At 74.7% G+C, this 2030-nt stretch carries 2 protein-coding genes and 1 pseudogene; 2 read left to right on the top strand and 1 reads right to left on the bottom strand.

The genetic code is table 11. From position 1 onward, the window contains the following. Positions 1 to 20 precede the first annotated feature (20 nt). On the bottom strand, positions 21 to 533 hold the full coding sequence (locus tag VF665_RS02825; RefSeq protein WP_331051885.1) for a hypothetical protein: 513 nt from the start codon (positions 531 to 533) through the stop codon (positions 21 to 23). Positions 534 to 637: 104 nt separating this feature from the next. Here VF665_RS02825 and VF665_RS02820 point away from each other — a divergent pair, with 104 nt between their 5' ends. Together VF665_RS02820 and VF665_RS02815 are read left to right on the top strand one after the other, a co-directional pair. Then, positions 638 to 1336: a Crp/Fnr family transcriptional regulator gene (locus VF665_RS02820; RefSeq protein ID WP_331051884.1), complete on the top strand. Its 699-nt coding sequence runs from the start codon at positions 638 to 640 to the stop codon at positions 1334 to 1336. A 74-nt stretch (positions 1337 to 1410) separates the two neighbouring features. Next, a pseudogene (locus tag VF665_RS02815) lies at positions 1411 to 2030 on the top strand (hypothetical protein); the annotation flags it as partial.

Genomic DNA, 2030 nt, shown 5'->3' with positions numbered 1-2030 from the left:
CGCCGCCGTGGTCCCCGCCGCTACATCGCATGCCCGGCCGCGCGGTGGTCGCTGCGCTGAAACGCGAGAAATTTGTGCACCGCGCGCAGCGCCTCAGGGTCGCGGGTGATGATCCGCACCTCGCCGCCGCGCGGCAGCTCGCGGTACTCGTACCGGATCGCGGTGCGGCGCGCCGCCATCCGCTCCGATCCGGGAACCTCGCGCATGTGCACCATCATGGGCGTCGAGAAGTCGCCGCGCGAGAAGGCGTCCGCGATCTCCCGCATGTGCGCGCGGATTACGGCTACCCCTTCCGGGTCCTCCCCGTCGCGCTGCAGCGCGATGCGGCCGCCATCCGCCAGGTCGTCGAACTGGTGGCTGGACGAATACTGGTCCACCCCCATCGCCTGCCGGCCCCGCTCCTGGAGGGCGGCAAAGGCGGAGTCCCCGTGCGAGGGATGCCGGCCGTGCGGGGCAACGTCCGCTCGCGGCGCGGCGCACGCCGCGAGCACCGCGGTCGCGGCGAGGGAAACAAGAGGCGAAGCGATGCGCATGGGGATCTTCCGTGTCCAAGGTTCCGTGCCCGGCAGCAACGGCGCACGCCGGTGCACAACGGTGCGCCATTGCCGCGCGCGGCGAAGGAACCCAGGTTCCAGGCATGTCATCATCCCATCGCGATCCGCTCGACGGCCTCGCTCTCCTCCAGGGCCTCCGGCGCGAGGCGCTGAACCTCCTGCGCGCCGGCGGCACCGAACGCCGCTTTGCCGCGGGAGAAGCGCTCTGGACGGCGGGAACGCGTCCGCGGGGCCTGTTCATCGTGCTCACAGGAGCGGTGCGGGTGGTGCGCGCGCCCGCGGGACGGCAGTACGTGGTGCACACCGAAGGGCCGGGCGGCACGCTGGGAGAGGTGCCGCTGTTCGCCGGCGGGCAGTACCCGGCCACGGCGCTGGCCGCGGAGCCCACCGTATGCCTGGCGCTGAGCCGCGAAACGCTGGCCCGCGCCATTGCCGCCGACCCTGAACTCGCGTTCCGGCTGCTCGGGCGCCTGGCGGAGCGGGTGCGGACGGTACTGCGGCGGCTGGAGGGGCGCACCAGCGAAACGGTTCCGGTCCGCCGGGCCAAGCTGCTGCTGGCCCGGGCCGGGGAGCACGGCGGCGCGGCCATCCCCCTCGGCGCCACACAGGCCGAGGTGGCGGAAGAACTGGGCACCGTGCGCGAGGTGCTGGTGCGGGGGCTGCGGACGCTGCGCGAGGCCGGGCTGATTGTCCCGGCCGGGCGAGGCCGCTATACGATTCCCCATCCGGCGGCCCTCCGCGCCTGGGCCGAGGCGCCGCGCAGCCCGGGCGAGGCGCCGTGAACGTCCTGGCGCGCGCGATGCAGCGATGATCCACCGACTCCCATCCGCTCCCCCTCCCAGCCCGGAGCAGCGCCATGGCCCCTCGACTTGTCGGATGCATTCTGCTGGCCTCGGCCGTCCTCACGCTCGCGCCGCCGGGCGCGGCGGGACAGGCGCGCCCGGTGCGCTTTGCGGGCGCGCAGGCGGCGGACAGCATGCAGGCGCTGCGGGACGCGCGCTCGCGGCAGGCGGCGTTCGAGCGGTTCCGCGCCGGGCGCCTGCCTCGCGTGAACGGCCTCGGCGGCGGCGGATCGGACGAGTGCACACGCGTGGGCCGCTTCTGCTTCTACTTCGGCGACGATGCGGACGTCAATCCGCCGCCGGAGCCGCCCGCCGTGGGAGTGCGCCGCGGCCAGCTGGTGCGCGCGCTGGACAGTGCCGTGGCCCGCAGCCCGCGCGACCGGTGGATCGTGGGCCAGCACGTCCGCTACCTGTCGGAAGCCAAGGAGCACGCCCGCGCCCTGGCCGCGGCACGCGACTGCCGTGCGGACGCCGCATGGTGCGCCGCGCTCCAGGGCTTTGCGCTGCACGAGGGCGGCCGGTATGCCGAGGCCGGCGCGGCGTTCGACCGCGCGCTCGCCCTCCTGCCCGAGGCCGAACGGCGGCGGTGGACGGAGATGGACGAACTGCTTTCGCCGCGGGACCAGCGGGCGTG

It is taken from the genome of Longimicrobium sp. (assembly GCF_036387355.1).
In the GTDB taxonomy this organism is placed as follows: Bacteria; Gemmatimonadota; Gemmatimonadetes; order Longimicrobiales; family Longimicrobiaceae; genus Longimicrobium.
This window is presented reverse-complemented; position numbering and strand designations above follow the sequence as displayed.

Coding starts and splice junctions, on each gene's coding strand:
- VF665_RS02825 (WP_331051885.1), bottom strand. CDS start 533: ATGCGCATCGCTTCGCCTCTTGTTTCCCTCGCCGCGACCGCGGTGCTC.
- VF665_RS02820 (WP_331051884.1), top strand. CDS start 638: ATGTCATCATCCCATCGCGATCCGCTCGACGGCCTCGCTCTCCTCCAG.